3 protein-coding genes are annotated in these 2,960 nt (G+C 61.3%); all 3 read right to left on the bottom strand.

Translation table 11 applies throughout. The features are described 5' to 3' along the window. The coding region (locus KDL09_RS14240; RefSeq protein ID WP_294386310.1) for a DUF1549 domain-containing protein at positions 1 to 1,319 on the bottom strand (1,319 nt) is incomplete at its 3' end. 98 nt (positions 1,320 to 1,417) lie between these two features. After that, a complete protein-coding gene (locus KDL09_RS14235; protein ID WP_294386307.1) occupies positions 1,418 to 2,185 on the bottom strand; it encodes a prolyl oligopeptidase family serine peptidase in 768 nt (255 codons plus the stop codon). 7 nt (positions 2,186 to 2,192) lie between these two features. Beyond that, positions 2,193 to 2,960 (bottom strand): sulfatase-like hydrolase/transferase (locus KDL09_RS14230; RefSeq protein ID WP_294386306.1); only part of this gene is annotated, 768 nt, incomplete at its 5' end.

Below are 2,960 nucleotides of genomic sequence, written 5' to 3'. Positions count from 1 at the left end.
TCGTAGCCGTGCGTTTGGAAATCATCCGCCAGGTAGTCGAGCAGGTCGGCATTCCAGGGCTCGGTCTGCATGGCGTCGAGCGGGTGAACGATGCCGCGACCCATCAGGCGATGCCAGAGGCGATTGACGAGAGTCCGTGTGAAGCGCCCGTTTTTGGGATGCGTCAGCAGTTCCGCGAGCTGCCGCAGGCGTTCCTTTTGGGGCGCAGCCGGATTCACGTCGCCGAGTTCGGGGAAAAGCCAGCCCGCCTTTGCCGTTTCGCCGACGGGTTTGTCACAGCGGTGGATCTCCAGCGGTCGTTCCGAGTAGATGGCGGCCAGCCCGTAGGCTTCGTTGAGTTTCCACCGGTCGATAAAGCTGTCGTGGCATGACGCGCACTTCAAATTGATGCCGAGGAAGCTCTGCCCCACGCTCTGCGCAAACTGGATCTCCACCGTCTGTCCGGCGCTCACGTCGCCGCGCCACGTGATGCCATCGATGAAGCCCCGGCTTTCCCCCGTCGGCGGCGCGACCAATTCGCGGGCCAGTTGGTCGAAGGGCATGTTCGCAATCAACGCATCGTAGAGCCACTTGCTGATCTGCTTGCGCCCGCCGGTGATGAAGCCGGTGCCGCCGTAGTCGTTGCGGAGGAGGTCGTTCCAGAACGTCAGCCAGTGCTCGGTGTAGTCCACATCCCGAGCCAGCAAGGCTTCGACAAGACGGGCGCGTTTGTCCGGCTTGGTGTTCGCCAAAAACGCCGCACGCTCCTCCGGTGTCGGCAGCAGGCCGACGAGGTCCAAATGCGCACGACGCAGGAAGGCTTCGTCACCCAGGGGTTCCGGCCAGGGGAGTCGCTCTTTTTCGAAATACGAGGCGATGAGCCGGTCCACGGGATGCTCCCGTCCGTCCTTCGCGGGTGGCAGTGTCACCTTGCGCGGCGTCAGCATCGGCTCATAGGCGGGTGTCTTGAAAGCGAAGCCGGACTCCCATGGCAGACCCTGTGTGATCCATTCCTTCAACAGCGCCGCCTCAGCGGGGGAAAGCCCGTCTCCCTTTGGCGGCATCCGCAGGTCTTCGTCGTCAGTTGTCACCATTTCGAGCAGGTGACTGCCCTCAGGCTTTTTCAGGTCGATGACCGCTCCGTTTTCACCGCCTTCGAGCAGCGAGTCCCGGTCGTTCATCGAGAGTCCACCTTTTTTCTTGTCGCCCGTGTGACAGTCGGCGCAGTGCTTGCGCAGGAGGGGGACGATCTGATGCGAAAAATCCACCTCCGCAGCATGATTCGGCAGCGGCAGCGCCAGCAGGGCGGTCAAGGTGGCAGTGGTGCGAAACAGGGACATGAATAGAGAATACAAGCGCTCGAGGTGAGCCATTTTTTCATCGCGTGCCGGATTGTCCATGGGATCGCGCCACCAGAAGCTTCCGATCCCCACCGGTGCTAAGGCAGTTTCAGGACGAAATCGACCAGCTCCTGGCATTCGAAAAAGGACGGGCCGACTTTGTGGCCTTCACCGGGAATGACCTTCACCTGGATCGAGCCACCACCGGCTTCGTAGCGCTCTTTGAGCAGCTTGGTGTTCAAGTCATACGGCACGACGGTGTCGGAATCGCCATGAACGGAGAACATGGGCACCTTGTTCGCCAGCAGGCCCTGCAGGTTGTCGATGGGATTCAATTCCTTCAAGCGGGCGCGAAACTCAGCGTCGCTCAGACCGTAATCCGCAAGCGTCACGGTCATGTTCTTCATCGGATAGCTTTCCAGATTGCAGACAGGATAGATGCCCACCCAGGCCTTCACTTTGTCCGGATTTCGAAACGCCCAGCCCAGCGTCATGATGCCGCCGCGGCTCTGGCCGAGCAGGATCGGTTTCGACGAGAAGCCGCGTTCCACCATCGCATCATAGAACAACGTGAACTTCGCCGAGCTGGCCGGCCCACCGCGCACTTCACCAATGTCGAAGCCTGCGATGCTGATGCCCGCCCTCATGAAGGCTTCGAAATACATCTTCCGCCCCACGAGCGAGATGCCCTTCAAGGTCGGCGCATACCACAGCCATGGTTTGCCTTCCGCAGGTTTGGGCGCGGCATAGAGGAAGGCTTTGCCGCCTCCGATCTCGAAAGTCTGGGCGGTTCTGGGAAGCGCATCCTGTGCCTCAAGTGGAAGCGTGAGGCAGGAAAGCAGGAGAAGGAAAGAACGGTTGTTCATGGCCGGCTCAAGGAACGGGCGGCAGCAACGGTTTCCATCCGGGCTTGCAGACCGGGTTCATTTTGCCGAGCAGCGCTGCGTGGTCTTCCAGCACGTCCTTTTGATCCGCGTGACCGGCGAGGTTCACCGTTTCGTCGGGATCGTTCACGTGATCGTAGAGTTCGCGGTCGGTCGTCTGACCGGTCTTCCAGTTGCGCCACTCGGTGTAGCGATGGGTGGCGGTGCGAATGGTGTAGCCCATGTGGGTGGGCACTTTTTCCGGCTCTCGATCGTAGTAGGCGGGCCGCGAGTGTTGCGTGAGCGCGGCTTCACGCACGGTGGCGGCAGGATCGGTGAGAATGGGCGCGAGGCTGACACCGTCGGTGGTCGTCGGCTTGGGCAGGCCGCAGACTTCGGCGAGCGTGGGATAGAGGTCCATCAGTTCGGCGAGCGAACTCGTGGTCTTCCCCGCAGTTTTCATCTGTGGTGTGGCGATGATCATCGGCACGCGGGCATCGAGTTCGAAGTTGGAAGTCTTGGCAAACAAGGTCTGCTCGCCGAGGTGATAGCCGTGGTCTGACCAGAAGACGATGACGGTGTTGTCGGTCAGACCGAGCCGGTCGAGCGCATCGAGCACCTTGCCGACCTGGGCATCCATGCAGCTGATGTTGGCGAGGTAGCCGTGTCGCATTTCGCGGATGTTGTCCGCCGTGACCTTGCGCGCCTTCGGGCCTGAGCCGAGAATTTCGCGGCTGTCATGCCAGGCGATGCGCGGCGCGTCCTTCGGCCATTCGGG

The sequence above is a fragment of the Prosthecobacter sp. genome (assembly GCF_020439865.1).
In the GTDB taxonomy this organism is placed as follows: Bacteria; Verrucomicrobiota; Verrucomicrobiia; order Verrucomicrobiales; family Verrucomicrobiaceae; genus Prosthecobacter.
Note: the sequence above shows the minus strand (reverse complement) of the source record. Positions and strands in the feature narration are given on the sequence as shown.